This is a genomic window from Polyangium mundeleinium (assembly GCF_028369105.1).
GTDB lineage: Bacteria > Myxococcota_A > Polyangia > Polyangiales > Polyangiaceae > Polyangium > Polyangium mundeleinium.
The window spans coordinates 9912116-9937949 of sequence record NZ_JAQNDO010000001.1 but is presented as its reverse complement, the minus strand read 5'-3'; the positions used below and the strand labels follow the sequence as shown (position 1 = coordinate 9937949).

The window sequence follows — 25834 nt, the reverse complement described above, 5'->3', positions numbered from 1 at the left end:
GGAGGCGCGCGCCTCAGAAAAGGCCATCGCGCGGCGGGGCGGTCGATTTCGTGGTGGACGCGGCGGGGGCCGACGGCGCTGCCTTGGCTGGCGGGGTCTTCGCGGACGTCATCGCTGTCGCCCGGGGTGCGGTCGCCGTCGCGGAGGGCTGCGCGGAGACGGCCGAGGGGGCCGCCGAGACGGGCGGCGCCGGTGAGGGCTCGGGCGGCGGCGCGGGCGGGCTCGATGCAGGAGGCGTCGCGACGGTCGTGGCGACCTCGGGCTCGGAGCCGGGAACGCTCGGGGCCGTGGGGGCCGGTTTTTCGCGAAAGACGAAGATGCAGACGCCGAGGAGCAGTGAGCACCCCACGGCAATGGCGATCCACGGGGGAGACGCGCGCCGCTCGGGCGGAGGCGTGGCCTCCGACATCGTCCGGCTCACGGGCGACTGCGTGGACGCGGCGCCCTCGGGCACGCGCGCGGGCGCGGCCTCCATGGGCGCGGGGCTCGGCCCGGAGGGCGCCGGGGTGCTCGACGTCTCGTTCGTCGACCGCGGCTCCGCGAGCTTCTCGGGCGGCTCGGAGAGCGTCACGGCCTGGGCCCTCGGGGGCGCCTCTCGTGGCCCGTCCTGCGTGGGCCCTTGCTCGAACGCCGGGGCCGTGGGCGCCGAGGCGAGCTCCGCCGAGAGGGCGCGATAGGCTTCCTCGCCGAGCAGGTTCGAGAGCGGCGAGAGCATGCTGTTCACGCGGAGCAGCTCGCGCACGGCCGAGGCGAACTCCCCCATGGTTGCATAACGCTCTTCCGGGTTCTTGCGCAGGCACTGATCGACGATCGCGTCGACCTCGACGGGCAGCTCCGGCCGGATCTTGCTCGGCAGCTTGGGCTCGATCGCCATGATCGCGTGGACGACCTGCCCGATCCACTCGCCCTCGAACGGGACACGCCCGGTCGTGAGCTGGTAGAAGACGACCCCCATCGCCCATACATCGCTTCGAGGTCCAACAGTGCTCGCGTTCTCGAGCTGCTCCGGGGACATGTAGAGCGGCGAGCCGAGCAGCGCGCCGGTCGCGGTGAGCGCCTTCGACTCCGCGTCCACGCGCTTCGCAATCCCGAAATCGAGGAGCTTGAGGCAGGGTTTTCCGTTCGGCCTGCGGATCAGGAACATGTTCGAGGGTTTGAGGTCCCGGTGCACGATGCCGAGCGCGTGCGCCTCCACGAGGGCGTCGCAGGCCTGGAGCACGAGCCCGGCCGCCTCCGTGACGGGCAGCGGGCCGCGCCGCTCGATGACGTCGGCGAGGTCGCGGCCTTCGAGGTACTCCATGACCATGTACGGCCGGCCGTCGTCGAGCCGGCCGACGTCGTGGACCTTCGCGACGTGCTCGCTTTTCAGGCGCGCCGCATTCCGCGCCTCGCGCAGGAATCGCTCGACGGCCGGCCCTCGGCTCGCGCCGTTGGGCGCGAGCATCAGCTTGATGGCGAAGAGCTCGCCGAGGCCCTCGTGCCGCGCCGCCACGACGATGCCCATGCCTCCCTGGCCGAGGACACGCTCGACGCGGTACTTGCCCAGCAACGTTTCGCCTGGCGTGACGACGGCCGCCATGGGCCCACCATAACCGGGCGAACCCTTGACAGGAAGTGTGTTCTCGTGTGTCACTCCGCCGGGTGGAGATAGGTCGCTCCGAGACTCGCAGGCGCCGGTGGGGCTTCCGCGCCGTCATGTTTTCGTGGCTCCTCGGCGCGTGGGCCGCCTGCAATCAGGTCGCTGGAATCCGGGAGGGAAAACCGTACCCGGATGCATGCGTCACCGTGGCCGATTGCGTGGTGCCGGCGCCCGAATGCCGGGCCGCGGCGTGCATCGACGAGCGCTGCGTCTACGACGACGAGCCCGCGGGCACCCCGCTGGCGACGCAGACCGTGGGCGATTGCCTGGAGGCGCAATGCGACGGCGGGGGCCGGATCCGGCTCCTGCCGGTGGAGGCGGACTTCGCGGACGACGGCAATCCCTGCACGTTCGATCATTGCGTGGGGAGCACGCCCACGCACGAGCGGCTCTCGTTCGCGCCTTGTTATGGCGGGCCCGCCGGGGCGCGTGGTATCGGGATCTGCGTCGAGGGCAAGCAGGCGTGTAACGAGGACGCGGTGCCGACCGGGCCTTGCCTCGGCGAGGTCTTGCCCCGGGAGGAGACGTGTCTGTCGATCTTCGACGAGGATTGTGACGGGCTCGTGAACGAATCGGGGGTCGGGTGCGTGTGTGTCCCCGGCGCGATCGGCGATTGCTTCGGCGGACCGGAGGCGGCGCTGGGGAACACGCCCTGCCAGAGCGGAAAGCAGATCTGCAACCCCGACGGGACGGCGTACGGAGAGTGCGTGGGGCAAACCTTGCCTTCGCCCGAGACCTGCAGCTCGAGCAGCGTGGACGACGATTGCGACGGCTGGGTCGACGAGGAGGGTCCCGGATGCGTCTGCGGGGACGGCGTCCTGTCGAATGCGGAGGTCTGCGACGACGGAAACACGGACGACACCGACGAATGCACGACGATGTGCAAGGTGCCGAGCTGCGGGGACGGCGTCGTGCAGCCCGGGGAGGCTTGCGACGACGGCAATGGGCTCGACAGTGATGCTTGCACCGCCGCATGCGTGCAGGCCACCTGCGGCGACGGGCTGCTCCGGGTCGGCGTCGAGGAGTGCGACGACGGAAACACGATCGACACGGATACGTGCACGTCGGCGTGCAAGAATGCCATTTGCGGGGATGGGTTCGTCCGGAAGGGCGTCGAGGAGTGCGACGACGGCAGCCCCACCGCGACGGAGACCTGCCTGCCCGATTGCCTCGTGGCGCCGGTGGAGCTCTTCGCGGGCGGCGTCACCATGTGCGTGCTCTTCGCGGATGGACGTGCGAAATGCTGGGGCGCGAACGACGTGGGTCAGCTCGGCCTGGGGAACACCCTGAGTCGGGGCGACGCGCCGAACGAGATGGGAGACGCTCTCCCGTTCCTCACGGTCGGCCAGGGCCGCCGCCTCACCTCGATGGCCCTCGGCACGGCGCACACGTGCGGGCTGCTCGACGATGAAACCGTCAAATGCTGGGGGGGGGCCACGGTCGGACAGGTGGGCCTCGGCGACGCGGGGATCCGAGGCGACGGGCCGGGCGAGATGGGGGACGCATTGCCGATCCTCGACCTCGGCGCGGGCCGGACGGCGAAGGCCATCAGCTGCGGTTACGCCCATTCCTGCGCGATCCTCGACGACGATTCCCTCAAATGCTGGGGATACAACGCGAACGGCCAGCTCGGCCAGGGGGATACGATGGACCGGGGCAACATGCCCGGTCAGATGGGCGACGACCTCCCCCCGATCTCGCTCGGGACGGGCAGGTCGGCCAGACAGCCCGCGAGTGGACACAGCTTTCAATGTGCGGTCCTGGACGACGACACCGTGAAATGCTGGGGCTACAACGACTGGGGACAGCTCGGCCAGGGGGATACGACGGAGCGGGGAGACGGGATGGGTGAAATGGGGGACGCGTTGCCCGTGGCGGCCCTCGGCAACGTGGGCCAGGTCCTCTCGCTCGCGACGACGTTTGGCCATTCCTGCGCGCTCCTCTCCGGCGGAAAGGTGAAATGCTGGGGGCTCGGCGACGTGGGCCAGCTCGGGCTCGGCGACGGCGCGTCCCGGGGCGACGGCCCGGGGGAGCTGGGGGACAACCTGCCGTTCGTCGATCTGGGCACTGGCAAGACGGCCACGCACATCGTGACGGGCGCCGCGAGCTCGTGCGCGATCCTGAACGACGGCACGGTCAAATGCTGGGGGGAGAACGCCCGCGGACAGCTCGGCCTCGGCGACAAGGTAGACCGCGGAAACGGGCCGGGACAGATGGGAGACGCGCTCCCCACGGTGGATCTCGGCACCGGCAGGAAGGCGAGGAAGATCGCGATGGGCGGCCGGTTCGCCTGCGTGCTCCTCGACGACGCGAGCGTCAAATGCTGGGGGCAGAACAACCGCGGCCAGCTCGGCCTCGGGGATATCCTGGATCGCGGGGACGAGCCGAACGAAATGGGCGACAACCTCCTGGCCGTGAAGCTCCGGTAATCGAGGGGACGAAGGATGCACCGGACGAACCGCTCCCTCGACGCATGTGTCCTCGCGGTCCTCTGTGGGGCGCTCCTCGTCGCGCCGCCCGCGTACGCCCAATCGAGCGACGCGGAGAAAATCACCGCTGCGCAGGCGCTCTACGACGAGGCGGTCGTCGCGATGGACGCCGGCGATCACGCGACGGCATGCCCGAAACTCGCGGAGGCCGTGAGGCTCGTGCCTGAAGGGATCGGCGCCAAGCTCACGCTGGCCGAGTGTTACGAGAAGACCGGCAAGCTGGCGAGCGCGTGGTCCCAATATGCGGTGGCGAAATCCCTCGCGGAGCGCGCGGGGCAAAAGGACCGCGCCACGCGCGCGGCGGCGAAGGCGGAAGCGCTGAAGGGGCGGCTCGCGAGGCTGACGATCGAGGTGCCGAAGGAGGTCGGCGCGATTCCGCAGCTCTCCGTCACGCGTGGCGGCGTGGTCGTGGGGGAAGGGCAATGGGGAATGGCGCTGCCCGTGGACGTCGGGAACCACGAAATCGTGGTCACGGCGCCCGGGTACCAGGCGTGGACGCGGACGGTCGAGCTGGCGAAGGACGGGGATACCGTCGTGGTGCGCGTCGAGGCGCCCCCCATCGCGCCGACCGCGCGCGCCGCCGAGGAGCGGAGGCGCGCAGCGTCGACGGTGGTCATCCAGAACTTCACGGCTGCGAGGCCGTGGCAACGTCCCCTCGGCATCGCGGCGATGGGCGCAGGGGCCGCGGGCCTCGTCGTGGGCGCGGTGCTGGGCGGGCTCGCGATCCAGAAGAACGACGAGAGCAATGCGGGGGGCCTCTGCGACGCGGACGATTATTGCAAGCGCGCGGGGCTCGTGCTGCGGAGCGAGGCGGTGGGGCTCGGCAATGGCTCGACCGCGGCGCTCGCCATCGGAGGCGTCGTGCTGCTCGGCGGGGTGGTGCTCTTCGCGACGGCGCCGGCGCCTTCGCCGAAAGGGAAGGCGCCGAGGGGGGCGTTCGTCGGGGCTTTCACGACCGTGGAGCTTCTCCCAGCCGGCTTGCGCGTGCGAGGAGCATTCTGATCCGCGGAAGCGGGAGCGGGTTCGGAAACGGAAACGGGAGCGGAAGCGGAGGCGGGAGCGGTAGCGGAGGCGGGAGCGGGAGCGGAGGCGGAAGCGGTAGCGGAAGCGGTAGCGGTGGCGGGAACGGGTAACGGGAACGGAACGCGAACGCAAGCGCAAGCGCAAGCGCAAGCGCAAACGCGAGGGGGAACGGTGATCGTACCGTCGTGCTCGGCCTCTTCAAGGCCAAGCCGTGCTCGCCGTCTTCGCGCTTCGCGCTTCGCGCTCCGGGCGGCTCCGCGGTGCGCCAGGCGAAGCCTGGGTGAGGAGGAAGCGATGTAAGTCTCAATGATACAAAGCGGAAACCTCACGAAGGGACCCAGCGGGTTCGAATCCCGACCGGCCAAGGCTGACCCACCAGCCGGAAGCAAGTCTTGCGTGGTCCAGGGGTGACCCTGGCTGCGAAGCGTAGACAGCGAGCGCGCGGGCCGCGTGATTGAGCCTCGAAAGCACCGGTTTGCAGGAGCTGACGCTGTCGCGGAAAAGCGGAAAGCAACACTGTGGCGTACAGGAGTAGGGCCTGCCCGAAGGGTCTGACGCTGCGGTCCTGCCGGGGTCGTAGAGCGGGGCACGTGCGCGAGGGTCCCCCGGGAACCTGGGAGATCTCGTCGTTTCCGCTGCGAAGCGGTACTGCCAAACGAAGGAAAACGAAGTGCGGCAGGACGAACGACGAGGAGTCCGAGCACCTCATAGTACCTGCGAAGCGGGGGAACCGGCCCAAGGGACCCTGCGGAGGAAAGGAGGTGCCGGGATACGGAACCGTTGGAGGGAACGATGACGGAGACACAGGGCTCCAGCACCATCTCAACGAAACTCGAACGGATAGCAATGCTGGCGAAGCGATCTCCAAAGATATCGTTTACGTCGCTCGCTCACTACATCGATATTGACTGGCTTCGCGAGGCATACAGGCGCACGCGCAAAGATGGGGCGACGGGAATCGACGGGCAAACCGCGGACGAATATGCGGTCAATCTGGAGGAGAACCTCCGAACGCTCCTCGAACGCGCGAAGTCCGGCGCCTACCGGGCACCACCGGTGCGGCGGGTACACATCCCGAAGGGTACCGAAGGGGAAACACGCCCCATCGGTATCCCAACCTTCGAGGACAAGGTCCTGCAACGCGCCGTAGCGATGATCCTGGAGGCCGTCTACGAGCAGGACTTCTATGACTGCTCCTACGGCTTCCGGCCCAGGCGCTCGGCGCATCAAGCGCTCGATGCATTGCAGAACGCAGCGATAACGATGAAGGTGGGATGGGTGTTGGAAGCCGACATCGAGAAGTTCTTCGGTGCGCCAGGCCAAGCCTGGCGCTTCCAGCGGGTGAAACTCCCGCTCCGGCAAGGGGAAGAGCCGCCCCACCGGGAATCGAGCCTTGCGCTCGTGGAGGTGACGACATGAGCGAAGCGTAGGCAGAGCGAGACGCGGGCCGTAACGTAAGTGAAGCGATTGAGCCTCGTGACAATGGTCCGGGGGCCGACAGGGTCGAAAACCTGGAAGGCCATGGTAGGTCGACCGACAAGGCGAGGGCGACCGGAGACCCCGGCGGGGTCTGAGAGCACGGCACGCGTCGAAAAGGAGGCGCCAAGGAACCTGGGAGGCCTGCGTGAGTCTTCGTGGACGTGCCAATCCACGGAGTACGTCGGAGGAACGGCGTATACCTGACGAAGACGGACGCTCGCGCAGGAGTCGGAGGCGTGCGTAGTACTCGGAGCGCGGGAAAGCCGCGTACAGGGGGAAGGCGCGCCGCAGAGCAACACGCACGGCGGGGAGACATCCGCTGCACGCAGAGGCAGGAATCGGATGACAACAGGACTGTCGCGCATCGCGGAGAAGGCAAAGGCCGATCGGAAGGTCCGCTTCACGTCACTGGCGCATCTGCTCACGCCCGAGTTTCTGCTCGAGACGTGGAAGCAAATGAATCGACGTGGCGCGGGCGGGGTGGATGGCGAGACGATGCAGGAGTTTGAACGCGATCTGGAAGCGAGGATCGATGGGCTCCACGCGCGGCTACGGGCGGGCCAATATCGGCCGCCTCCCGTGCGACGGGTGGAGATCCCCAAGGGCGACGGCAAGACGCGACCGCTCGGGATCCCGACGGTTGAAGACCGCCTCGTTCAGCGCGCCGTGGCGCGGATCCTCAGCGGAGGCGTACCTGACGAGGTTCGCCGACGATTTCGTCGTATGCTTCCAATACAAGCGAGACGCCGAACGCCTCGACCGCATCCTGACGAAGAGGATGGGGAAATTCGGGCTGGAGCTGGCCCGTGAGAAGACCCGGATGCTGCTCTTTGGGCGGTTTGCACGCGGACAGATGGCCGAATACGGCAAGAAGCCGGAGACCTTCGAGTTCCTCGGCTTCAAGCACGTATGCGGCGTCGACCGCAATGGCAAGGCCGCCGTCGTGCGTATTCCTAGCACGAAGAGCTGTCGCAAGTTTCTGGACCGAATACACGAATGCCTTCGGAGACACATACGGGAAGGAGGGAGCAAGGTCATGCGACCTGGCACATTTGACCTGCTGGGCTTCACCCATGACTGGGTGAAGTCGCGGTGGGGAAACTGGGTGGTGGGGCAGAAAACGGCCAGCAACGGCTTCACGCGGGCGCTCGCAAGAGTCGCCCAATGGTGCCGGGAAAACCTGCACCAGTCAGTCCGCTGGCAGTGGCGGATCCTCACGCAGAAGATTCGTGGTCATTACGGGTATTACGGGATCACCGGAAACTTCAGGGCCATCGATCGCTTCATGCAAGAGGTCCGGCGCGTCTGGCGCAAGTGGCTCACCCGCCGCTCGAACCGGGCGCACATGACCTGGGAGCGCATGGAGAAGCTGCTGGAGCGCTATCCGCTCCCGCGGCCTCGTATCATGGTGAACTCCCGCTTCGCATAGCAAATCCGTATCACGAAGAGCCGGATGCGGTAGCGCCGCACGTCCGGATCTGTGGGAGCCCCGGGAGGGAAACCTCCCGGGGCTCCCCGCGCGGTGCTGCGCAGCCTTGAAAAGGCCTCCGCGCGACGATCCGGGACACGGGTCCCGGCGATTGGGTCGTCGGGCGGAGGGTTCGTTATGCTCGAGATCTATGATGTCGTTTTGATGATGGCAGGGGATGCGGCAGGGATCGCGGATCGAATTGACCGGAAGGATAGAGACCTGGCTCGTCAGTTGCGGCGGGCCGTGCAGAGCGTGGCGCTCAATGTGGCAGAAGGCATGGGCAGCCTCTCCGGGCACAAACGGCAGCGCTACTCCACAGCCCTCGGATCGGCGCGAGAGGTGCTCGCCTGCGTCCAGGTCGCCCAGGCCATGCGCTACATCGAGCCCCCTCCTCCCGGCGTGCTGGACCGCATGAACCACGTCATCGCCACCCTGGCCCGCCTCGTCTACCGCCGCGCTTCGTAAGAACAAGCCTCCCTCGCCCCTTTCCCGGGATGGGAGAGGGGCGGGGGAGGGAATCTCAGCGTTGCATCAAGGCCCCCCATTCCAACGGCCCTCGCGCCATTCCCGGTGGATCGTGGATTCTCCGGCGATGAACCAATCCACGCGTCTAATGTTGAGTTTTCCCCGGTTCGTGGGACAAACAAGCGACGCCAGCCGGTGCTACACCGGCCGGCGTCTGACCCACAGCCGCCTGCACCTTGCCCGGAAGCAACTGAAGACGCTTGCGTGACGTTCGCGTGACGCTCGCGTGACGCTCGCGTTCGCGTTCGCGCTTGCGTTTGCGTTTGCGCTTGCGCTTGCGCTTGCGCTTGCGTTTGCGCTCCCGCTCCCGCTCCCGCCCCCGCCCCCGCTCCCACCCCCGCTCCCGCTCCCGCTGGCAGGCTCGTCGCTTTCGCTGCGCGCGCCGGTCCCGCCCGCCCCTCACTTCGAGGTCATCGCGATATCGTCCTCACGCCCGCCCAGCGCTGCGCGCTCGGCTACCTGAACGTATGCGAAGAAAATTATATCGATTTGCCGACAGAGCATTCGCTGCTATCTTCGGCGCCTCAACCTGCTTGCCACGAGGTGTCTCAATGCGCTGTCTCGCTCTGCCCTTTCTTGCCATGAGCTTGGTCATTGTTGGTTGTGGTGGTGTCGGTCCCCAGGAGCCTTCGGAGCTGCTCGGGACACAGCAAGCGCCGCTCACCGAGACCGACGTCGATGTGGCGCCGGAATGCCAGGGGATCATTGACTTCGTCAACGCGGCATCGTTCCAGACGCTGGACGCTTATCTGCCGAGCGACGTTGCATCGAACCTCGTGGGGTATCGCGCGGTTTCGCCCTTCGCGACGCTCGCGGACGTCTCCTCCGTTCCGCTCGTCGGGCCTGCTCGCCTCGAGCAGATTGAAGGCGGGGCGCGGACCGAGGGGTATATCGGCTCGAGCTGCGTCGGCATCCTCGACGAGCTGGCTGTCTCCGCCGACGACGCGGCCAGGATGGTCTCGCTGGTGAATAGCGTCAGCTCCACGGAGCTGCACGACATCCTCCCGTACGCGTGGAATGGCGCGACCAACCTCCTCAACCTGCGGCCCTTCACCACGGTCGAGAGCATCGCCGCCACGTCGGGGATCAGCTCGGTGAGCCTGCGGAACATCCGGAACGCCGCAACGTTGAGTGATCCCCTCGAGGACCTGATCGCGGCGGTGAACGCGCTGCCGCAGCCTGATTTCGGCGCGACCATGGCCCGCCACTTCGACAGGTACGAGATCACGTCGGAGTCACATTACTATCATTCTGGGTTGGAGTGCTTCGGGATCGATCCCGGCTCCATCCCCTATGGCACGAGCGTCCGATCCAACCTTGCCGACGCGGCAGAGGTGCGCGCGGAGGTCGAGAGCACGGTCGATTATGCGAATCGATCGAATCAGATTCCTTCGAGCGTCGTCGAGCAAGGGCTCGCGAACCTCGACGCGCGGATCACAGGGCGCTCCTTCAAGGGCTGCTATCTCAGCTACGCGGATGATCCCTGGAGCGGGCACAACGTCGCGTTCTTCGTCGATACCGTCTCCGGCTTCAGCGTGCTGACGGAGACGTACTGGAGCGAATGAGCTGGCTCGCGCCTTCCGCGGGCGCTCAGCGTAAATAACCCGCCCCGCTCGCGCCCGCATCCCCTCCGCCATGGCGGCCGCCACACCCGGCAAGGCCCACAAGGCTCCTCAACAACGGTACACAACCCGATTTCGTCTGCTGCCCCGCCCCCGCCCCCGCTTCCGCTTCCGCTTCCGCTGAACGCCCGACGGAAAAGTCCATGGAGGACCCGCAGGTTTCGGGCGCGCGAGGGTGTTGGGGCGTTCGAGGGGTCGCGGGAGACGGTGACGCGAGGGTGTTCGAACGTTCGAACACCCTCGCGTCACGATGACGCGTCGGTGATCGAACGTTTGGAGAGCCGGTGGAGACGGTGACGCGCGGGGGATCGGTCGTTCCAACGGGCGCTGGGAAACGTGACGCGAGGGTGTTCGAAGCTTCGGAGAGCCGGAGGAGAGCGTGACGCGCGGGTGTTCGAAGACTCGAACAGGGGCGAGTCACGGTGACGCGCGGGTGTCGGGACGTTTGGAGACGCGAGGGCAACGGTGGATGCGGTGGCGGACGCGAATGCGGACGCGGCGAGCGGCAGCGGGCGCTGCCCGCGGCGGGTCGTGAGGTGGGTCGGTAGAAACTTGCCCCCGGCCCCATGCCTTCGGTGTCCTCGATTGCATGCGCCGCCGTGGACCGCTTTTCCTCCTCGTGCAGCTCCTCGTCCTGTGCGTGCCGCCCGTGTGACGCTTTCGGCAACTGCGCCCGGGTGAATCACGACCTCGGATTGCCCTGGCAGCGACGACGAATGCAAGACTCGCTGGACCTCGCCGTGGCGAACGCCAAGAGCAAGGCGCAGCCCGTCACGCTCACTGCTCGAAGCAATAGAGATGGTACAAGGATTGGCACGGCTTGAGATAATACTCCGTCCAATGGTTTGCGTTGTCGCTCGAGCCGAGGCCGGTCCAACCTTCCCCTGTATTGGTGCCGTTCGTCCAGTTGACACAATCGGTCACGTACTCGGGGTCCTTTTTGCCGTCGTTCATCGTCCCTGTCCAGGCGCCGTACTCGCCTCCCAACGTGTCCCCGTTCTCGTCGTACCCGATCGACGTGAGGGGCCCCGTGATGATGTTGGACTTGTTGTTGAAGATGACCTTCGACAGGTCGATGGTGTGCCACGGGCCTACTTCGGTGAGTCGATCGATCGCATTGGTATTCGCGTCCGACAGCCACGCCTTCCACGTGCCCCCGAGGTTCGCCGCGTCTGCGGCGAGCTTGCAGAGGTTGTCTCCGCCTGCGATTCCGGTCGCAGCATTGCCCGCTTTGGCGAGGTTTCCGTTGTAGGTTGTCTTGGTGATGAAAATGCGCTTGGGTCCGGTCATCGGGCCGCCGCCGCCCGCGCCGCCGCTGCCGCCCGCGCCGCCGCCGCCCGCGCCGCCGCCGCCATTCCCCCAACCATCGTCCTCCCCGCCCTCTCCACCCTCCCCACCCGAGCCTCCGGTACCGCTGGCGGCGCACCCGAACATCGTGAGCGCGACGGCGACGAGCGTCGCACGACCCCATCCCCTGCGAATGATCTGATCCATGGCTTTCCTTGTCCTTTGCGTCGAAACGCCAGCGTGCCCGATCGTCGTAGGGACGTCAACAAATGGCAGGCATGAGCGATGCGCCCGAGACGCGACGGCCGAGCCGCCGACGACCTCGTTGCCGCCGCCGCTCACGCGCCCGCGTTCCGGCGAGGCGCTGCCGCATGCAACGAACGCGTTGACACGAATACGCGACCGGACGAGACTCCTTCCCGCATGGGAAGCCAATTCCGCGCTCTTCGCCTCGGGGACCCCGCGCTCTTGAAGGGGCATGCATTCGTGGAGGAGGCATTGCCGGCGGGGCATCGGTATCCTTGATGGATCTCTCGTCCTTCTTGGCGACGACGACATTTCCTCCATCAGGGCCTCTTCCGCCGCACGACGACGCGGACGTGTCCTTTCTCGTGCGTAGGGCCCAGGGGGCGCCTGGTGAGCCTGTCTGGCCCGGGCTTTTCCCACGACCTCCCGCGAAGCTCGCTCGGCTCTTGTTGTCCTCTCGCGGGTACTTTCCGGCGGCCTCGGTGCTCGCCGCCGCGCAGAACGCATATCCGACGGATACGCCTCGGGCCGCACGAGCGAAACGCGTGTATGACGCGCATGACGCATTTGCTTGCGCGCTCGTCCATCCCGGCTTGGGCCCGACCGTGCGCGCGGCGCTCGTGGAAGCGACGATAGGAGCCGAGGCCCCCGAGCGAGGATGGCGTTCGCGGCGCAAGAGCTTCGCCATCTTCCGCTGGGCAGCCAAGCATGAGCATCTCGACCGCTCGCTCCTGTCGGCTCCTCTCGCAGAGCGTGTGGAGATGGAGCTGCCGCGCGGGTCGAAAAGGCCCACGCTCGATCCCCATCCCCAGGGCGCCCGAGGCGCGATCGCCTGTTTTGCGGCCGTATGGCCACGCTTTCGCCAGAGGCTCGAATCGGAGCGCAAGCACGAATCCTGGCTCGATTACACAGGCATCGCCGACATGGGACGAGCACACGTGCACGCATTCACGAGCGGTTGCAAAGCGCCATGGGTGCAAGACGTGTTCGACGCGATGGAGCACGTGCTCGTCCACGGGGACGGGGAAGCGCGGAATCTCGTCGTCGTGGGGTTGATGGAGGCCGTCCAAGCATGGGCCTACCCAGCAGGAGAAGCGGGCAACCGATACGAAGCAAAGCTCGGCCCGCATGCCGCCAACGCATGGGCAGACCTCATCGAAGGGTGGACGGGAGACGGGATACGCACGCTCGATGCATGGCGGAGAAAGGCGCAATGAGACCCGCGCCGTAGCGACGGCGCTCGGCGTTACGACACCGCCCGTTTGCGCCTCGTCAATTGCGCCACGGTCGCGACGAACCCGAGCGGATCGATCGGCTTCGTCACGTGCGCGTCGTAGCCGGCTTCGAGGGATCGGGCCTTGTCCTCGGGGCGCGCGAAGGCCGTCACCGCCACGGCGGGCAGGTCGCCGAGCCCCGTGGTGCCGCGCGCGCGCACCTCGCGAATGAGGGCGAATCCGTCCATTCCGGGCATCCCGAGATCGCTCACCATGACGTCCGGCTCGTTCTCCGGGTTGTTCAGCAGATCGAGGGCCTCGAATGCCGAGGCCGCCGTGATGACCTTCGCCCGGCGATCCTCCAGCAATCGCTCGACGAGCTCCCGCGCGTCCGGCTCGTCGTCCACGACGAGGACACGAATGCCTTCGAGGCTCGTCGTGTCGGCGACGGGCGCGCGAGAGAGGTTCGGCCAGAGCAGCGGGAGCGTGTCGTTCTCGGGACCGTGGGCGATCGCGGGCATCGTCGGGAGGTCGACCACGAACGTCGCGCCTTTTCCGAGCCCCGCGCTCTCCGCGTGCACGCACCCGCCGTGAAGCTCGACCAGATGCTTGACGATGGAAAGCCCGAGGCCGAGCCCGCCATGGCGGCGTGACGTGGACGAATCGGCCTGGCGGAAACGATCGAAGAGGAGCGGGAGAAACTCCAGCGCGATCCCCTGTCCCGTATCCGTGACCGCGAGCCGGAAATAGGCGTTCGTCCGGGAAAGTCGGATCTCCACGCGGCCCTTCTTGGGCGTGAATTTGATCGCGTTCGCGACGAGGTTCCACACGATCTGCTGCAGGCGATCCGGGTCGCCCATTACGGTCGTGTCCATCGGCTCGTACGTGGCTTGAATCGCGATGCCCTTCACCTCGGCGGCGTGACGAACGGACTCGATGGCCGAGTCGATCACCTTCGGCAGATCGACGCGCTGCACGTTGAGGCGAAGTTTTCCGGAGACGATCCGGCTCACGTCGAGCAGGTCCGAGATGAGCTGCAATTGCAGGCGTGCGTTGCGCTCGATGACCGACAAACCCTTTTCCAGGTTCTGCGGCGCCTGCTGCGAGGTGCGGAGGAGCTCGATCCAGCCGAGGATGGGGGTCAGCGGCGTCCGGAGCTCGTGCGACATCGTGGCCAAAAACTCGTCCTTCATCCGGTTGGCCCGCTCGGCCTCGCTTCGCGCAGCCCGCTCGCTGCCGAGCAGCCATTCGTGCTCCGCCTCCGCCGCCTCCCGCTCGGTGATGTCGCGGATGACGCCCGCGAAGAGCCTCCGCTCGCCCACGAAAAACTCGCTGACGGCCAGCTCCAGGGGGAACTCCGAGCCGTCCTTGCGCCGCCCGCGCACCTTGCGCCCGATGCCGATGACCTTTCGTACGCCCGTGCGCAGGTAATTCGCAAGGTAGGTGTCGTGCCCGCTCCGGTACGGCTCGGGCATGATCGTCTTGATGTTCCGGCCGACGAGCTCGTCCGCGCCATAACCGAGCATTCGTTCGGATGCGGGATTCGTGGACTCGATCGTGCCGCGGTCGTCGATGGTGATGATCCCGTCGACGGCGGTCTCCACGATGGCCCGGAGGCGCGCCGCGGCGTTCCGCGCCGCCTCGACGGCCTGCTTTCGTTCGGTCACGTCGCGCGTCATGTTGGAGAATCCGCGGAGGGCGCCGGTCTCGTCCCGCAGGGCCGTCAGCACGACGTTCGCCCAGAAACGCGTGCCGTCCTTGCGAACGTGAAATCCCTCCTCCTCGAAACGCCCGTGCCTCGCCGCCAGGATGAGCGAACGCTCCGGTTTGCCCTGGGCGACGTCCTCGGCGGGGTAGAACTGGGAGAAATGCTGGCCGATGACCTCCTCGGCCGTGTATCCCTTGAGCCGCTCCGCACCGGCATTCCAGCTCTCCACGCGACCTTCGGGGTCGAGCATGTAAATCGCGTAATCACGCACGCCCTCGACGAGCAGGCGATACCGCTCCTCGCCCTCGCGCAGCGCCCGCTCGACCTGCCCCTGCCGCAGCGAGGCCGCCAGGAGGATCGCGATGGATTCGAGGAAGGTGATGTCGTCGCGGGTGAAGATCCGCTTTCGCCGCGTGAACGCGCCGAGCACGCCATAAGGTCGATCTGGCTCGCCGGCGATCGTCACGCTCATCCCGCTGAGGACGCCGTGATCGTGCAAGAGCGGAGGCCCGTGGAAGCGCGGCTCGGTCCGGAGGTCCTCCACGACCACGGGCCCGTTTGATCGCAGCGTATAGCCTGCCTGGGAGCGATCGTCGGTCCCCACCGTGGCGTGCCCGACGAGGCCCGTCGCCCACCCGACGCCGGCGCGGAGCAGGAGGCGTTTTCCCCCGGGCAACAATTCCAGGACCTCACACAGGTCGATTTCGAGCGTCTCGGCGACGAGCTCGGCGGCGCGATTCATGACGCGCTGGACGTCCCTCTCCACGAGCGCCATGTGCCCGAGCGCGGCCACGGCCGCCTGCTGGCGCGCCCGCGCCCGCGCCTGCTCGGTGGCCCGCTTCATTTCGGTGACCTCCAGGATGACGGCGCCGACCGAGGCGACCGTCCCCTCGGGCCCATGCACCGGGAAAATCGCGTCCAGCCAATGCCTGGTTTCGCCAGGCCGGGCCGGGGTCTCGCCGCTGATTTCCAGGTGCGCGATCGGCTCGCCCGTCCGAAAGACATCGTGCAGCGCCGTGGTGACGGTGATGTGGGGCAGGACCTCGTGCGGGGGGCGGCCGAGGTGGGCCTCGACGGGCAGGCCATTGATCGCGGCGAGCCACTCGTTGACGCGGAGAAACCGACCCTCCCGATCAAAAAAGGCGAAGCCCACCGGCGCGTGCAAGAACAGGGATTCGAGCTCGGCCGTGCGTTCGAGGATCCGACGCTCGAGGACGGCGTTCCCGCGGCGGCTCGCCGCGAAGGAACGGTGGATGCATTCACCGAGGGTGCAAAGCACGAGGCCGACCGCGACGAACAAAGCGACGGCGAGGCCTTCGAGCGGCCTGAGGAGAACCATGCCGGCGAGGGCTGCCATCCCCGTCGCGACGAGCCCGGGGCCAAAGCCGCCGTGCGCGGCGGCGGTCACCGCGAGGATGAGCAGGAGCAGGAGCGCAGGCGTGTCGATGACGGCCTGCAAGCTCATGCAGAGCGCCACGGTTCCCGCGGTCACGGCGATGGCGACGCCGTAACGGTACAGAATGTCCCAAGGGGATTTTTCCGATTTCAACGACGGCGGGTCGTTTTTCCGATCCGTCATGGTGGCGTGCCACCAGCAGCAGCGCTGGCCCTCTCTCCCTGCAACCTGTCCTCGTGGCGGACGAGGTCAATGGAGCGGCGCAGGCACCCCGCCGAGGAGCAATCGCGCGACGGCCTTGTAATGCGCGCCGGCCGCCGAAAGCACGCTCTCGTAAAGCACGATCTCCCGCACCTCCACCTCGCCGAAGGATTCGGCCGCGAGCGAGCGCGCCGCTGCCCAGAGCCCCGCGTCCGTGCCGCCGAAGCCGGCGCGGGCCAGGGTGAGGTGCGGCGAAAAGAGCCGTTCCTCGGGCACGTACCCGACCTCCGTGAGCCCCTCCGAGAGCTCCTTTTGCACGAGCCCGAGCGCCGGCACGTCCCCCGCGACGGGGATCCACAAAACCCGCGGCTTTCGCCCGCCGAAACACCCGGCGCCCTCGAATCGCAGCGTGAACGGCGCGTGCCGGACCGCGACGTCTTCCATCGTCGCCACGACCGCGGGGACGAGCGCTTCGGCCACCGCGCCGAGGAAGACGAGCGTCACGTGGATGCCCTCGGTCCGCACCCAGCGCGCCCGCGGGGCGTGCGTGCGCGCCCGGTCCACGGCTGTGGCGATGCGCGCGTGGCAGGCCTCGCCGGGGTCGACGGCGATGAAGAGGCGCCTCGTCCCCTGGGTCACGTCAGTCACGTCATTCCCCCATGGCCTTGACCACCAGGCGCTTGCGCCGCTGGCCGTCGAACTCGGCGTAAAAGATTTGCTGCCAGGGGCCGAGGTCGAGTTTGCCTTTCGTGATGGGGACGATCACCTGGTGGTGGACGAGGATCGACTTGAGGTGCGCGTCGCCGTTGTCCTCGCCGGTCCGGTGGTGCTTGTAATCGGGGCCGGCCGGGGCGAGCGTTTGCAGCCACGACCAGATGTCCTCCCAGAGCCCGGGCTCGTGGTCGTTCACGAAGACGCCTGCCGTGATGTGCATCGCGCTGACGAGGACCATGCCCTCGGCGATGCCGCTGCCGGAGACGATCGTCTCGACGCGATCGGTGATGTTGACGAGCTCGCGCCTTTGCTTGGTCTCGAACCAGAGGTATTCGGTGACGGATCGCATGTGCGGCGATCGTCGTCGCGCGGGGGGCGGGAAACGTCAAGAGGTGTTTCTGCGGATTACTTCACGAACTTCGAGAGCAGCCGGATGTACGCCACCTGGTAGCCGTTCGAGTTCTCGGTGACGGACCACGAGTTCAGCGGCCAGCTCGTGTTGAAGTCCTTGTACGACTTCTGCGCCGGTTGTCCCTTCGGCGGCGTGACCGTCTCCGAGGTGCAGACGGCGTTGTTCTGCGCGCTGCCGCAGTTGTTCGGGCAGCACCCATCCCAGTCGTAGCTCGGGTTCGGGCCGCCCGTCAAAAAGCCCGGGGCCGGCCCGTACGTCGACATGCCCACGCGATCCCATTGCGCGTTCCCATTCTCGAACCACGCGTGGTAGAACTCGTTCGCGCTGTTCTCCGCGCCGACGGCGGCCATGTTCGAGAGGTACACGAGCCCGAGCGGGTTCGTTCCGTGGATGTAATGGATGTAGCGCGCCGCGGCCCGCTCCGCGGCCGTGTTTTTCGCCGGGTCGAGCCCGTAGACGATGATGTCCTGGTACATGTTGCCCTGGTGCGACTTCGTCCCGTTGCTCCCCCACACGTAATCCTTCAGGTACGCGCGGTACGGATCGGACTCGCCGTTGATCGCCCCGAAGTTTTCGTTCCCGTTCATCGCGCCGTTGTAGGCGTTCCGGATGGCCGTCACGACGGACTGCGTGGCGCCCTGCACCTTCGTGTAATACAGCAGCGCGTCCTGCTGCTCGGCCTCGAACGGGTAGGCGAAGTTCCACTGGAGCAGGTGGATCTGCGCGTAGTTCGAATCGAAGAACTGGCGGTAGGTCGCCTTGTTCGTCGCGTGGAAGAGATACGCGGCGGCTTCGACCTTCCGGGAGAGCCGGCCGTAATCGTCCGTCTCCTGCTGGCCCGCGCCGAGGCCCTGCGAGCCGTTCGCGCTGTCGTTGTTGTTGAAGGTGACGTTCGGGTTCGCGTTCGCCCAGGTCCAAGCATTCTCGGCCCGCGCGACGAGGTCGTCGGCGTACGCCGTGAATGCGCCGCCGAGCGAGCGGAAGACGATCGAGCCATACGCGAAGGCCGCGGCAGCGCTCAGCGTGGCCGAGGTGCTCGCCGTGCCATACCGGCTCGGGCCCGTCGCCGCGGAGGGCGGGCTCGCGTGCGCGAGGCCCACGATGCTCAGCACGGAGCCGTTCGCGTTTTGCATCTTGATGAGCCAGTCCATGCCGAACTTCGCCTCGTCCACGACGTCGGGGACGCCGTTGCCCGACTCGGGGATGCCGTAATCGTCGGTGAACGCGGCCTTCGACTCGTCGTAGGCCATGAGCAGGCTCGTCACGTACCGCGCGTGCCAGTTCGTGTACTTGTTGTAATCGCCCGCGTCGTACCAGCCGCCGGAGAGATCCCGCTCCGTCGACGCGTCGTTCGGCGCATTGTAACGCCGGGCGTTCTTGTCTTGCCCCGGGCCCACGTGGCTCGCGCCGTCGGCCCAGCCCGCGCCCGCGTGCGCTGCCGACTTCGCGACCCCCGCGCGCTGGTAGAAGAACGTGCGCACCGCGGCCTTCAGCACGTCCCGGTAGACGTTCGTCGCGATCCGGAACTCGTGGGAGCGCCGGTCGTTGCCCGTGTCGTGCACGTAATAGGTGCCCGTGGTCTGCACGGACGAGAAATCGAAATGCCAGGCCCGATCGCCCGAGGAGGCGTCGACCATTCCATTCTTCCACGCCGCCGGGGCGCCCGTGAGGACCTGCGCGCCCGTCTGCGCGTTCACGAGCGCGTACGTGCCCCCAGGAGAGAACGACTCCGCGGCGTCGAATCCATTCTGAGGATCCCGGATGACCGCAACTTTCTGCCCAGCCGGCAAGTATCCGAATTGATCGACGACGATGTAGGGGCTCACGGGCGGCTTGACCGGGGGCATTCCGCCACCACTGCCGCCGTCGCCGCCGGAGCCACCGGAGCCGCCCATCCCGCCGGAACCGCCGATTCCCCCGGCGCCGCCGGCGCCGCCGGAACCGCCGATTCCACCGGAGCCGCCGGACCCACCGATGCCGCCGGAACCGCCAGAGCCAACCATTCCACCGTCGCCGCCCGACCCACCGATACCGCCCGTGCCCCCGGGCCCGCCGGTGCTGCCCATGCCGCCGGTGGCGCCCGTGCCGCCCATGCCGCCGGTGGCGCCCGCGCCTCCGCCGCCCGTGTTTGCCGACGTATTCGAGGTCTCGCCGCTGTCGCAGGCAGCGAGCACGGTGAGGGAAAGCGCGGGAATCGAAGCCAAGAGCAAACGTCTCATGAAGACCTCCGCGCGCGATGCTACCTCAGAAGGGCGGCTCGGGAAGCTCGAACTCGGCGAGCGCGCTGCGGTCCTCGACCTCGCGTTTCTTGTTGCGCAGATACACCGCCTCGCGCCAGCCGTGATCAAGCACGGTCCAGGCCGCGAGGCTCGCTTTCGTGACCACGTCGATCCGCTTGCCGAAGCGCGCGATCACATCCCAGTCGATCTCCACGCCGAGCCCCGGCTCGTCCGGGATCCGGATGCGGCCCTCGGCGTCCCGCGAAAAGCCATTGCGGAGGAACCTTGCCCATTGCGGCATCTGCCAGTGGAGGTCGTGAGGCAGCTCGAGGAGGCCTCGCTCCTCCTGCGGGAGCAGGCCGAAGAGGTGGAGGTTCACCGCGAAGCCGAGGCCGTTCGTCCACGTATGCGGCGAGTATCGGAGCGGCCGGGTCTCCGGGCCGCGCGCGGCGTTGCGCCGCCGGATCTCGCGCACGAGCCAGCGGACGACGCTCACGCCGCCCGCATACGTGCCGCCCGCGAGCACCGCGTCGGGCTGGTAGATGTCGAGGCTCCCCGCGTCGAGCATCGACCGGAATTCGCGCCACGAGGGCGTGATCTCGCCGCCCGCGATCGGGATCGTCGAGCGCTTGCGGAGCCGCGCGAGCCCCTCGTGATCGGCCCGGTGGAGCGGCTCTTCGAGCCACGACGGCCGATACGGCGTGATCGCCTCGGCGAAGCGCGCTGCGAAATCCTCGTCCCAGCGCGGGCTTTTTTCGAGGAGCTCCGTGGGCCAGCCGAGATTGGCGTCGACCATGAGCTCCATCGAATCCCCCGCCGCCTCCCGCGCGGCCGCGACGACGTCGACCATCCGCGCGAGCTCGTCGCTCTTTACGCGGATCTTGACGCCGGCAAACCCCTCGTTGCGGCGCTCCGTGACGAGATCGGCCACGACGCGCGGGTCGTGGTCGTGGTTCGATCCGAGCGAGGCATACGGGACGGCGAAGCCGCCCTCGCCGCCGAGGACCTTCCATAACGGTTCACGACGAACCTTGCCGACGAGATCCCAGAACGCCGCGTCGATCCATCCATTGCGCATGCCGAGGATCGAGAACTCCTCGATGCGCTGGTTCACGAGCCGCATGTCGAGCGGGTTCAATCCGAGCAGGTAGGCGCCGAGCAAGGCGCCGAGCGACTCGCGCTCGCGGCCCATCGCGGGGATCGCCGCGACGCCGTCGATTCCCGCGTCGGTCACGAGGCGCAGGAGGTACAAGCGCAGGTCGATCTGGTGGTAGCCGGGGATCCAGTTCGGCTCGAAGACGACCCGATCGTCGAAGAACCCCGGCCGGTCGCCGGAGAGCGGGATCTTGACGTAGTAGAGCTCGATCCGCTCGATCTTCATGGTGGGCTCCTGCCTTTCCGGACAACGGCGGCTGCCCCTGGTTTCTGACACTTCTTCTTGGCGAACGAGGCGCGCTTGGGCAAGATCCGGACGCTCGATCTCGTGGCCCGGAGGGCTTTTTTGCGCGCGTCCGTTGCTGCCCGCCTCATGCTCCCTTGGGTGCTCCTCGCCTGTGGCAACGTCCCGCCGCCGGAGCCCATGCCCGCGCCGCTGCCTTTCTCCCCGATCCCTCTGCCCGGGGCGGCGCCGCGGGTCGATCCTTCCCGTGCGCTCGAAGGCCGCGCGCTCGAGAACGTCGTCGCATTCGCGCAGCTCTACAAGGCCGTGCGTTTCTTCCACCCGAGCGACGAGGTCGTTCGGGCCGATTGGAACGCGATCGCCGTGGACGGCGCGAAGCGCGTCGAAGGGGCCACGTCCGCCGAGGAGCTCGCGCAGATCCTCGGGGACATCTTCGCCCCCGCGGCGCCGACGCTCCGCGTGTTCCCGACCGGCCTTCGGCAAGACCTGCCCGAGGCGATCTTGCCCCCGAAGGACGGCGCGAAGCTGAAGATCGTCGAGTGGCGGCACGCCGGGGTCGATCTGCGGATGGGAACGCCGGTCTACAAAAGCTTTCGCATGAGCGACGCGGATTCGCCTTTCCCGAGGCTCGCGCTCCCGCGTGATGTCTACGAGGCCGAGCTTGGTGGGGGGGTCTCGTGCAAGATGCCGCGCACGCTTTATGCCGACGAGCGCGGGACGTTGCCACATGGAAGCGCCGCCCCGGCCGAGCCGCTGCCGGGCGGCATTCCCCCGACGCTCGTGTATTCGCTGATGGAGCGGGAAACACGCCTCGCCGACGTCGTCATGGCGTGGGGCGTCCTGTACCATTTTCATCCCTACTTCGACGTCGTGGAGACGAACGGGTCCGCCCTCCTGCGGAGGAGTTTGTCCGAAGCAGCCACGGCCCTCGACGAGCAGGCCATGGTGGCGGTGATGGAGCGCATGATCGCGCAGCTCCACGACGGGCAGGGAAGCGTGACGCGGATGCTGAAGCAGCCCGCGGGGCCGCCGATTCCCGAAGCGTCGACGCGGGGGTTTTTGCCGCTGCATTTCACCTGGGTCGAAGGTCAGCTCGTCGTGACGCACGTGCACCCGAGCGCGGGCGCCGAGGTTCGTCCGGGGGATATCGTGCTCGCGATCGACAACAAGCCGGTCGACGCATGGATGGCGGTGTTCGAGCCGCGGACGTCGGCCGCGACGCCGGGGTGGAGGAGGCGCGTCGCGACGGCGTCGCTGCGCGCGGGGAAGAAGGACGAGGCCGCCACGGTGCGGCTGAAGCACGAGACCGGTGAGCCCGTGACCGTGCGTCTCGTGCGCTCGCTCGGCGCGGAGGAACGATTGCCCGAGGAGACGAGGCCGGAGCCTGTCGCCGAGGTCGCGCCGGGGGTCTCGTACGTGGATCTCGAACGGGCGACGCCGACGCAATTCGACGCGGCCCTGCCCACGCTGGCAAAGGCGAAGGGCGTGATCTTCGATCTGCGCGGGGATCCCAGGCTCGATCCAAAGACGCTCGGTCACCTCGCGTCGAAGCCGATCGCGAGCCCGCTCTGGAAGATCCCGCGGGTCGTCCAGCCAAACCGCGAAGGGCTCATGTTCGAGGAGACGCGGTGGTACGTCGAGCCGGAGGCGCCGCGGTTCGGCGGTCGGATCGTCTTCTTGACGGACGAGCGCGCCGTGGGCCAGGCCGAGACGTGGCTCAGCATGGTCGAGCGTGACAAGCTCGGCAAGATCGTCGGGTCGTCGACGGCGGGCACGAAGGGCGACATCAACACATTCGCCGTGCCCGGCGGGCTCGTGATCACCTGGACCGGGATGCGAGTCGAGCGTTACGACGGCTCGCGTTTCCACGGCGTGGGCGTGCGGCCCGCGGTTCTTGCGACGAGGACGGTGAAGGGCGTGCGCGAGGGGCGCGACGAGGTGCTTGAGGTGGGAATCGGGGTCGTGACCGGGAAGGTGAAATGAGGCTTCAGGGTTGGAGGCGCTCGCAGCGCCACCCCTCGCCTTCGCGGACGTAGGCGAAGCGGTCGTGCAGGCGGCTGTCCTTGCCAAACCAGAATTCGATCCGGTCGGGGACCACGCGATACCCGCTCCAGTGCGGTGGCCGCGGGACGGGGCCGCCCTCGAAGCGCGTGCTTAGCTCGGCGACGCGCGTTTCGAGCTCCTCGCGGGAGGGGAGCGGGCGGCTCTGATCCGAGGCCCAGGCGCCGATCTGGCTGCCGCGTACGCGCGAGGCGAAGTAGGCGTCCGCTTCCTCGGTCGAGACGAGCTCGACGCGGCCCTCGACGCGGATCTGCTCGGCGGCCTTGGGCCAGTGAATGCAGAGCGCGGCGTAAGGGTTTTTCGCGAGCGCTCGACCTTTGCGGCTCTCCAGGTTCGTATAAAAAGAAAAGCCGCGCTCGTCCACGCCCTTGAGGAGCACCATGCGCGCCGAGGGACGGCCGTTCTCGTCGATGGTGGCGAGGGTCATGGCCGTGGGGTCGTGGTCCTCGTGTTCCTCCGCGCGGGCGAACGCCTCGCGGAACGCGGCAATGGGGTCCGATGCGGGATGGCTCATCGCGGCGCAGCATAGGGGCCAGGCGACTGTTGGAAAAGGGCGAAACGTATCCAGCCCACTGACAGGGGGGCTCCCGGGGACGATGTGTTCGGAGGCGGGGAGGGGCGTCATGATGTGGAAGGACCGGGAAGAGGCGGGCGAGCTGCTCGGGCAGCACATCCGGGGCATCGGCGGGCTCGAAGGCGCGGTGGTGCTCGGCATTCCGCGCGGCGGCGTGGTCGTCGCGGCGCCCGTGGCCGAGGCGCTCGGGGGCGAGCTCGGCGTGATCGTGGCGCGCAAGCTCCGCGCGCCGCACCAGCCCGAGCTCGCGATTGGCGCGGTCGCCTCCGACGGTTCGGTCTGGGTGGAGCCGCGCGCGCTCCGGGTGCTCGGCGTGGACCCGGAGTACCTCGAAGCCGAGCGAATGTATCAATCGGAAGAGGCGCGGCGGCGGGAGGCGCTCTTCGGCGTGCACCGGCCCGCGCTCGCCGGGCGGCCGGTCGTCGTGGTGGACGACGGCATCGCGACGGGCGCGACGGCGATGGCGGCGCTCCGGGCGGCGCGGGCCGCGGGGGCGACGACGGTCGTGCTGGCGGCGCCGGTGGCCTCGCCGGAGCGGGCCGACATGCTGCGCGGCGAGGCGGATCTCGTGGTTTGCCTGATCGAGGATCCGAACCTTTATGCGGTGGGCCAGTATTACGAAGATTTCCGCGCCATCGAGGACGACGAGGTCATGAGCCTGCTCGAGAGCCACGGCAAGAAGCCCTCGACGGAGAGGCGGACGTCGACGCGCGGCATGGCGCGCCGGCCGAGCGGCGCGTGAGGGCTCGCCTCGCCGCCTCGGTGGGGGTGCGGAAAGGAGATGTTCACGAAAAGAACGATCCGAAACGTTGGGGCCGACATGGCCCCTACCGTCGTACCATTGCCGCGTCCGTTTTCCTTGTCGGGAGGGTCCCCAATCCGCGTGCTCCGCAGCACCCGATCCCCGTCCGGCGGCCCTGCAGCCATGACGCACGCAACACCTTTTACGCGGCGCTTCCCTGAACGGAGGGGCTCGGGTAGGGTGCGGGCCGTCCGTGGAGGTCCGTCGATGAGGTTTCTTGCGCTCGCCGTGGTCACGCTCGCCGTGGCGTGGCCCGTCGTGAGCTACGCCGAAGCCTGAGGCGCCTGAAGCAACCCGAACCTGCCGGTCGGCGGGTCCGAAGTGCGCGCGTTCGAGCCCGGGCGGCTCGAAGTGCGTCTGGGTGCGTCCGGGCTCGCCGGTTCGGCGGGGCACCTCGCGGAGTGTCCCGATCTCGGGCCCGCGTGCGCCGAGACGCCGCCGCCCGTGCCGTACCACCACCACGTGGCGTTGTGGATGACGGACGTGACGGCGGACGTGTCGTACCAGATCACGCCGTGGCTCGCGGCCGAGACTCGTTTGCTGCTGCGCGTCGTGGACACGACGCCCACGTATTCGGAGATCGACGGCACGCCGAAGCTCGTCCCCGACGACATCCATCATCACGATCGGACGATCGTGGGGCCCGGGGATCCGTGGCTCCTTGCGCGGTTTTCAGGCAGCCTCGGCAAGCTCTCGTCGGCGGCGCGGCTCGGCCTGTCGTTTCCCTTGGGGCGAACGGAGCCGGATCCGTACCAGCTTGGCGCGGCGGGGAAATGGCACGAGCATACCCAGCTCGGGACGGGGACGTTCGTGCCGATCGTGGGCGTCGGGCTCACGTATGCGCTGGATTCCGTGGAGATATCGGCGTCGGCGTTGGGGCTCTTCAGCGTGTACGAGAATGACCAGGGCTTCCGCGCGCCGACCCGCATTTTTGGTGGCGCGCGCGTCGGCGTTCCGCTGCTCGAAGGGAAAGTCACGCCGTATGCGACGGTGGATCTCGCCCACGAGAGCGCGGAGATCTGGAATGGCGCGTATGCGCTCGAAGGATTCAATGCGCGCACGGATCTGCTCGTGGGCCTGGGGGCCACGTGGGCGATCACGCCTGCGTGGAAGCTCGAAGGCAGCGTGCGGGCGCGGGTCTTGCGGCTGACGGACGCCGCTGCGTTCAATTATCCGGGAATGGCGCAGATTTCGATCGCACGCGCCTGGGATCTCGGTGTCGAGGACGAGGACGAGCACGGGCACGCGGGCGAGGACGGGCACGGTCACTGACGATGCGACAGCGGCCGGGCTCGACGGGGGGCCTCGCCCCGCCCGGCGTTTTCGCCCTTCGCGCCGCGCGCTCGCCGTGCT

18 protein-coding genes are annotated in these 25834 nt (G+C 67.9%); 10 read left to right on the top strand and 8 right to left on the bottom strand.

Annotation, left to right across the window (positions count from 1 at the left end):
• Positions 1 to 13 precede the first annotated feature (13 nt).
• Positions 14 to 1579 (bottom strand): serine/threonine-protein kinase, encoded by a 1566-nt coding sequence (locus POL67_RS39125; RefSeq protein ID WP_271925857.1) that lies wholly within the window; start codon positions 1577 to 1579, stop codon positions 14 to 16.
• Positions 1580 to 1695: 116 nt separating this feature from the next.
• Here POL67_RS39125 and POL67_RS39120 point away from each other — a divergent pair, with 116 nt between their 5' ends.
• From POL67_RS39120 to POL67_RS39095, 6 genes are all read left to right on the top strand, one after another.
• On the top strand, positions 1696 to 4068 hold the full coding sequence (locus tag POL67_RS39120; protein WP_271925855.1) for a DUF4215 domain-containing protein: 2373 nt from the start codon (positions 1696 to 1698) through the stop codon (positions 4066 to 4068).
• A 15-nt stretch (positions 4069 to 4083) separates the two neighbouring features.
• On the top strand, positions 4084 to 5130 hold the full coding sequence (locus POL67_RS39115; protein ID WP_271925853.1) for a PEGA domain-containing protein: 1047 nt from the start codon (positions 4084 to 4086) through the stop codon (positions 5128 to 5130).
• Positions 5131 to 5943: 813 nt separating this feature from the next.
• Positions 5944 to 6570, top strand: coding sequence for a reverse transcriptase domain-containing protein (locus POL67_RS39110; protein ID WP_271925851.1), 627 nt, complete (start codon positions 5944 to 5946; stop codon positions 6568 to 6570).
• A gap of 700 nt (positions 6571 to 7270) precedes the next feature.
• A complete protein-coding gene (locus POL67_RS39105) occupies positions 7271 to 8059 on the top strand; it encodes a reverse transcriptase domain-containing protein (RefSeq protein WP_271925850.1) in 789 nt (262 codons plus the stop codon).
• A gap of 177 nt (positions 8060 to 8236) precedes the next feature.
• Complete coding sequence (locus POL67_RS39100; RefSeq protein WP_271925849.1) at positions 8237 to 8566, top strand: four helix bundle protein; 330 nt, start codon at positions 8237 to 8239, stop codon at positions 8564 to 8566.
• A 641-nt stretch (positions 8567 to 9207) separates the two neighbouring features.
• Positions 9208 to 10191: a helix-hairpin-helix domain-containing protein gene (locus tag POL67_RS39095; protein ID WP_271925848.1), complete on the top strand. Its 984-nt coding sequence runs from the start codon at positions 9208 to 9210 to the stop codon at positions 10189 to 10191.
• Positions 10192 to 11025: 834 nt separating this feature from the next.
• Here the strand turns inward: POL67_RS39095 and POL67_RS39090 are convergent.
• Positions 11026 to 11742 carry a hypothetical protein gene (locus POL67_RS39090; protein ID WP_271925847.1) on the bottom strand — a complete coding sequence of 239 codons (717 nt, stop codon included), beginning with the start codon at positions 11740 to 11742 and terminating at the stop codon, positions 11026 to 11028.
• A 317-nt stretch (positions 11743 to 12059) separates the two neighbouring features.
• Between POL67_RS39090 and POL67_RS54465 the strand changes: the two genes are divergently transcribed.
• Positions 12060 to 12998: a DUF7674 family protein gene (locus tag POL67_RS54465; protein ID WP_444547423.1), complete on the top strand. Its 939-nt coding sequence runs from the start codon at positions 12060 to 12062 to the stop codon at positions 12996 to 12998.
• A gap of 29 nt (positions 12999 to 13027) precedes the next feature.
• Here POL67_RS54465 and POL67_RS39080 read toward each other — a convergent pair whose 3' ends face one another.
• The 5 genes from POL67_RS39080 to POL67_RS39060 form a co-directional block, all read right to left on the bottom strand.
• Positions 13028 to 16282, bottom strand: coding sequence for a PAS domain S-box protein (locus POL67_RS39080; protein ID WP_271925845.1), 3255 nt, complete (start codon positions 16280 to 16282; stop codon positions 13028 to 13030).
• A 66-nt stretch (positions 16283 to 16348) separates the two neighbouring features.
• Positions 16349 to 16948 (bottom strand): RNA 2',3'-cyclic phosphodiesterase, encoded by a 600-nt coding sequence (gene thpR / locus POL67_RS39075; RefSeq protein ID WP_271925844.1) that lies wholly within the window; start codon positions 16946 to 16948, stop codon positions 16349 to 16351.
• A gap of 1 nt (position 16949) precedes the next feature.
• Positions 16950 to 17363 (bottom strand): secondary thiamine-phosphate synthase enzyme YjbQ, encoded by a 414-nt coding sequence (locus POL67_RS39070; RefSeq protein ID WP_271925842.1) that lies wholly within the window; start codon positions 17361 to 17363, stop codon positions 16950 to 16952.
• A 56-nt stretch (positions 17364 to 17419) separates the two neighbouring features.
• The gene (locus POL67_RS39065; RefSeq protein WP_271925840.1) at positions 17420 to 19645 is read right to left on the bottom strand and encodes a glycoside hydrolase family 9 protein; all 2226 of its coding nucleotides are present in this window, start codon (positions 19643 to 19645) and stop codon (positions 17420 to 17422) included.
• A gap of 25 nt (positions 19646 to 19670) precedes the next feature.
• On the bottom strand, positions 19671 to 21026 hold the full coding sequence (locus tag POL67_RS39060) for a mandelate racemase/muconate lactonizing enzyme family protein (protein WP_271925839.1): 1356 nt from the start codon (positions 21024 to 21026) through the stop codon (positions 19671 to 19673).
• Positions 21027 to 21101: 75 nt separating this feature from the next.
• Here POL67_RS39060 and POL67_RS39055 point away from each other — a divergent pair, with 75 nt between their 5' ends.
• Positions 21102 to 23027, top strand: a complete 1926-nt coding sequence (locus tag POL67_RS39055) for a S41 family peptidase (RefSeq protein ID WP_271925838.1) — start codon at positions 21102 to 21104, stop codon at positions 23025 to 23027.
• A gap of 4 nt (positions 23028 to 23031) precedes the next feature.
• Here POL67_RS39055 and pdxH read toward each other — a convergent pair whose 3' ends face one another.
• Positions 23032 to 23619, bottom strand: a complete 588-nt coding sequence (gene pdxH, locus POL67_RS39050; RefSeq protein ID WP_271925836.1) for a pyridoxamine 5'-phosphate oxidase — start codon at positions 23617 to 23619, stop codon at positions 23032 to 23034.
• Between the two features lie 109 nt (positions 23620 to 23728).
• Here pdxH and POL67_RS39045 point away from each other — a divergent pair, with 109 nt between their 5' ends.
• Positions 23729 to 24421 (top strand): phosphoribosyltransferase, encoded by a 693-nt coding sequence (locus tag POL67_RS39045; protein WP_271925835.1) that lies wholly within the window; start codon positions 23729 to 23731, stop codon positions 24419 to 24421.
• Positions 24422 to 24802: 381 nt separating this feature from the next.
• Positions 24803 to 25753, top strand: a complete 951-nt coding sequence (locus POL67_RS39040; RefSeq protein ID WP_271925834.1) for a hypothetical protein — start codon at positions 24803 to 24805, stop codon at positions 25751 to 25753.
• Positions 25754 to 25834 lie beyond the last annotated feature (81 nt).

Bases quoted from the DNA above. Each gene is read 5' to 3' on its own strand.
- POL67_RS39125 (WP_271925857.1), bottom strand. From the start codon at position 1,579: ATGGCGGCCGTCGTCACGCCAGGCGAAACGTTGCTGGGCAAGTACCGC.
- POL67_RS39120 (WP_271925855.1), top strand. From the start codon at position 1,696: ATGTTTTCGTGGCTCCTCGGCGCGTGGGCCGCCTGCAATCAGGTCGCT.
- POL67_RS39115 (WP_271925853.1), top strand. From the start codon at position 4,084: ATGCACCGGACGAACCGCTCCCTCGACGCATGTGTCCTCGCGGTCCTC.
- POL67_RS39110 (WP_271925851.1), top strand. From the start codon at position 5,944: ATGACGGAGACACAGGGCTCCAGCACCATCTCAACGAAACTCGAACGG.
- POL67_RS39100 (WP_271925849.1), top strand. From the start codon at position 8,237: ATGCTCGAGATCTATGATGTCGTTTTGATGATGGCAGGGGATGCGGCA.
- POL67_RS39095 (WP_271925848.1), top strand. From the start codon at position 9,208: ATGAGCTTGGTCATTGTTGGTTGTGGTGGTGTCGGTCCCCAGGAGCCT.
- POL67_RS39090 (WP_271925847.1), bottom strand. From the start codon at position 11,742: ATGGATCAGATCATTCGCAGGGGATGGGGTCGTGCGACGCTCGTCGCC.
- POL67_RS54465 (WP_444547423.1), top strand. From the start codon at position 12,060: ATGGATCTCTCGTCCTTCTTGGCGACGACGACATTTCCTCCATCAGGG.
- POL67_RS39080 (WP_271925845.1), bottom strand. From the start codon at position 16,282: ATGACGGATCGGAAAAACGACCCGCCGTCGTTGAAATCGGAAAAATCC.
- POL67_RS39070 (WP_271925842.1), bottom strand. From the start codon at position 17,363: ATGCGATCCGTCACCGAATACCTCTGGTTCGAGACCAAGCAAAGGCGC.
- POL67_RS39065 (WP_271925840.1), bottom strand. From the start codon at position 19,645: ATGAGACGTTTGCTCTTGGCTTCGATTCCCGCGCTTTCCCTCACCGTG.
- POL67_RS39060 (WP_271925839.1), bottom strand. From the start codon at position 21,026: ATGAAGATCGAGCGGATCGAGCTCTACTACGTCAAGATCCCGCTCTCC.
- pdxH (WP_271925836.1), bottom strand. From the start codon at position 23,619: ATGAGCCATCCCGCATCGGACCCCATTGCCGCGTTCCGCGAGGCGTTC.
- POL67_RS39045 (WP_271925835.1), top strand. From the start codon at position 23,729: ATGATGTGGAAGGACCGGGAAGAGGCGGGCGAGCTGCTCGGGCAGCAC.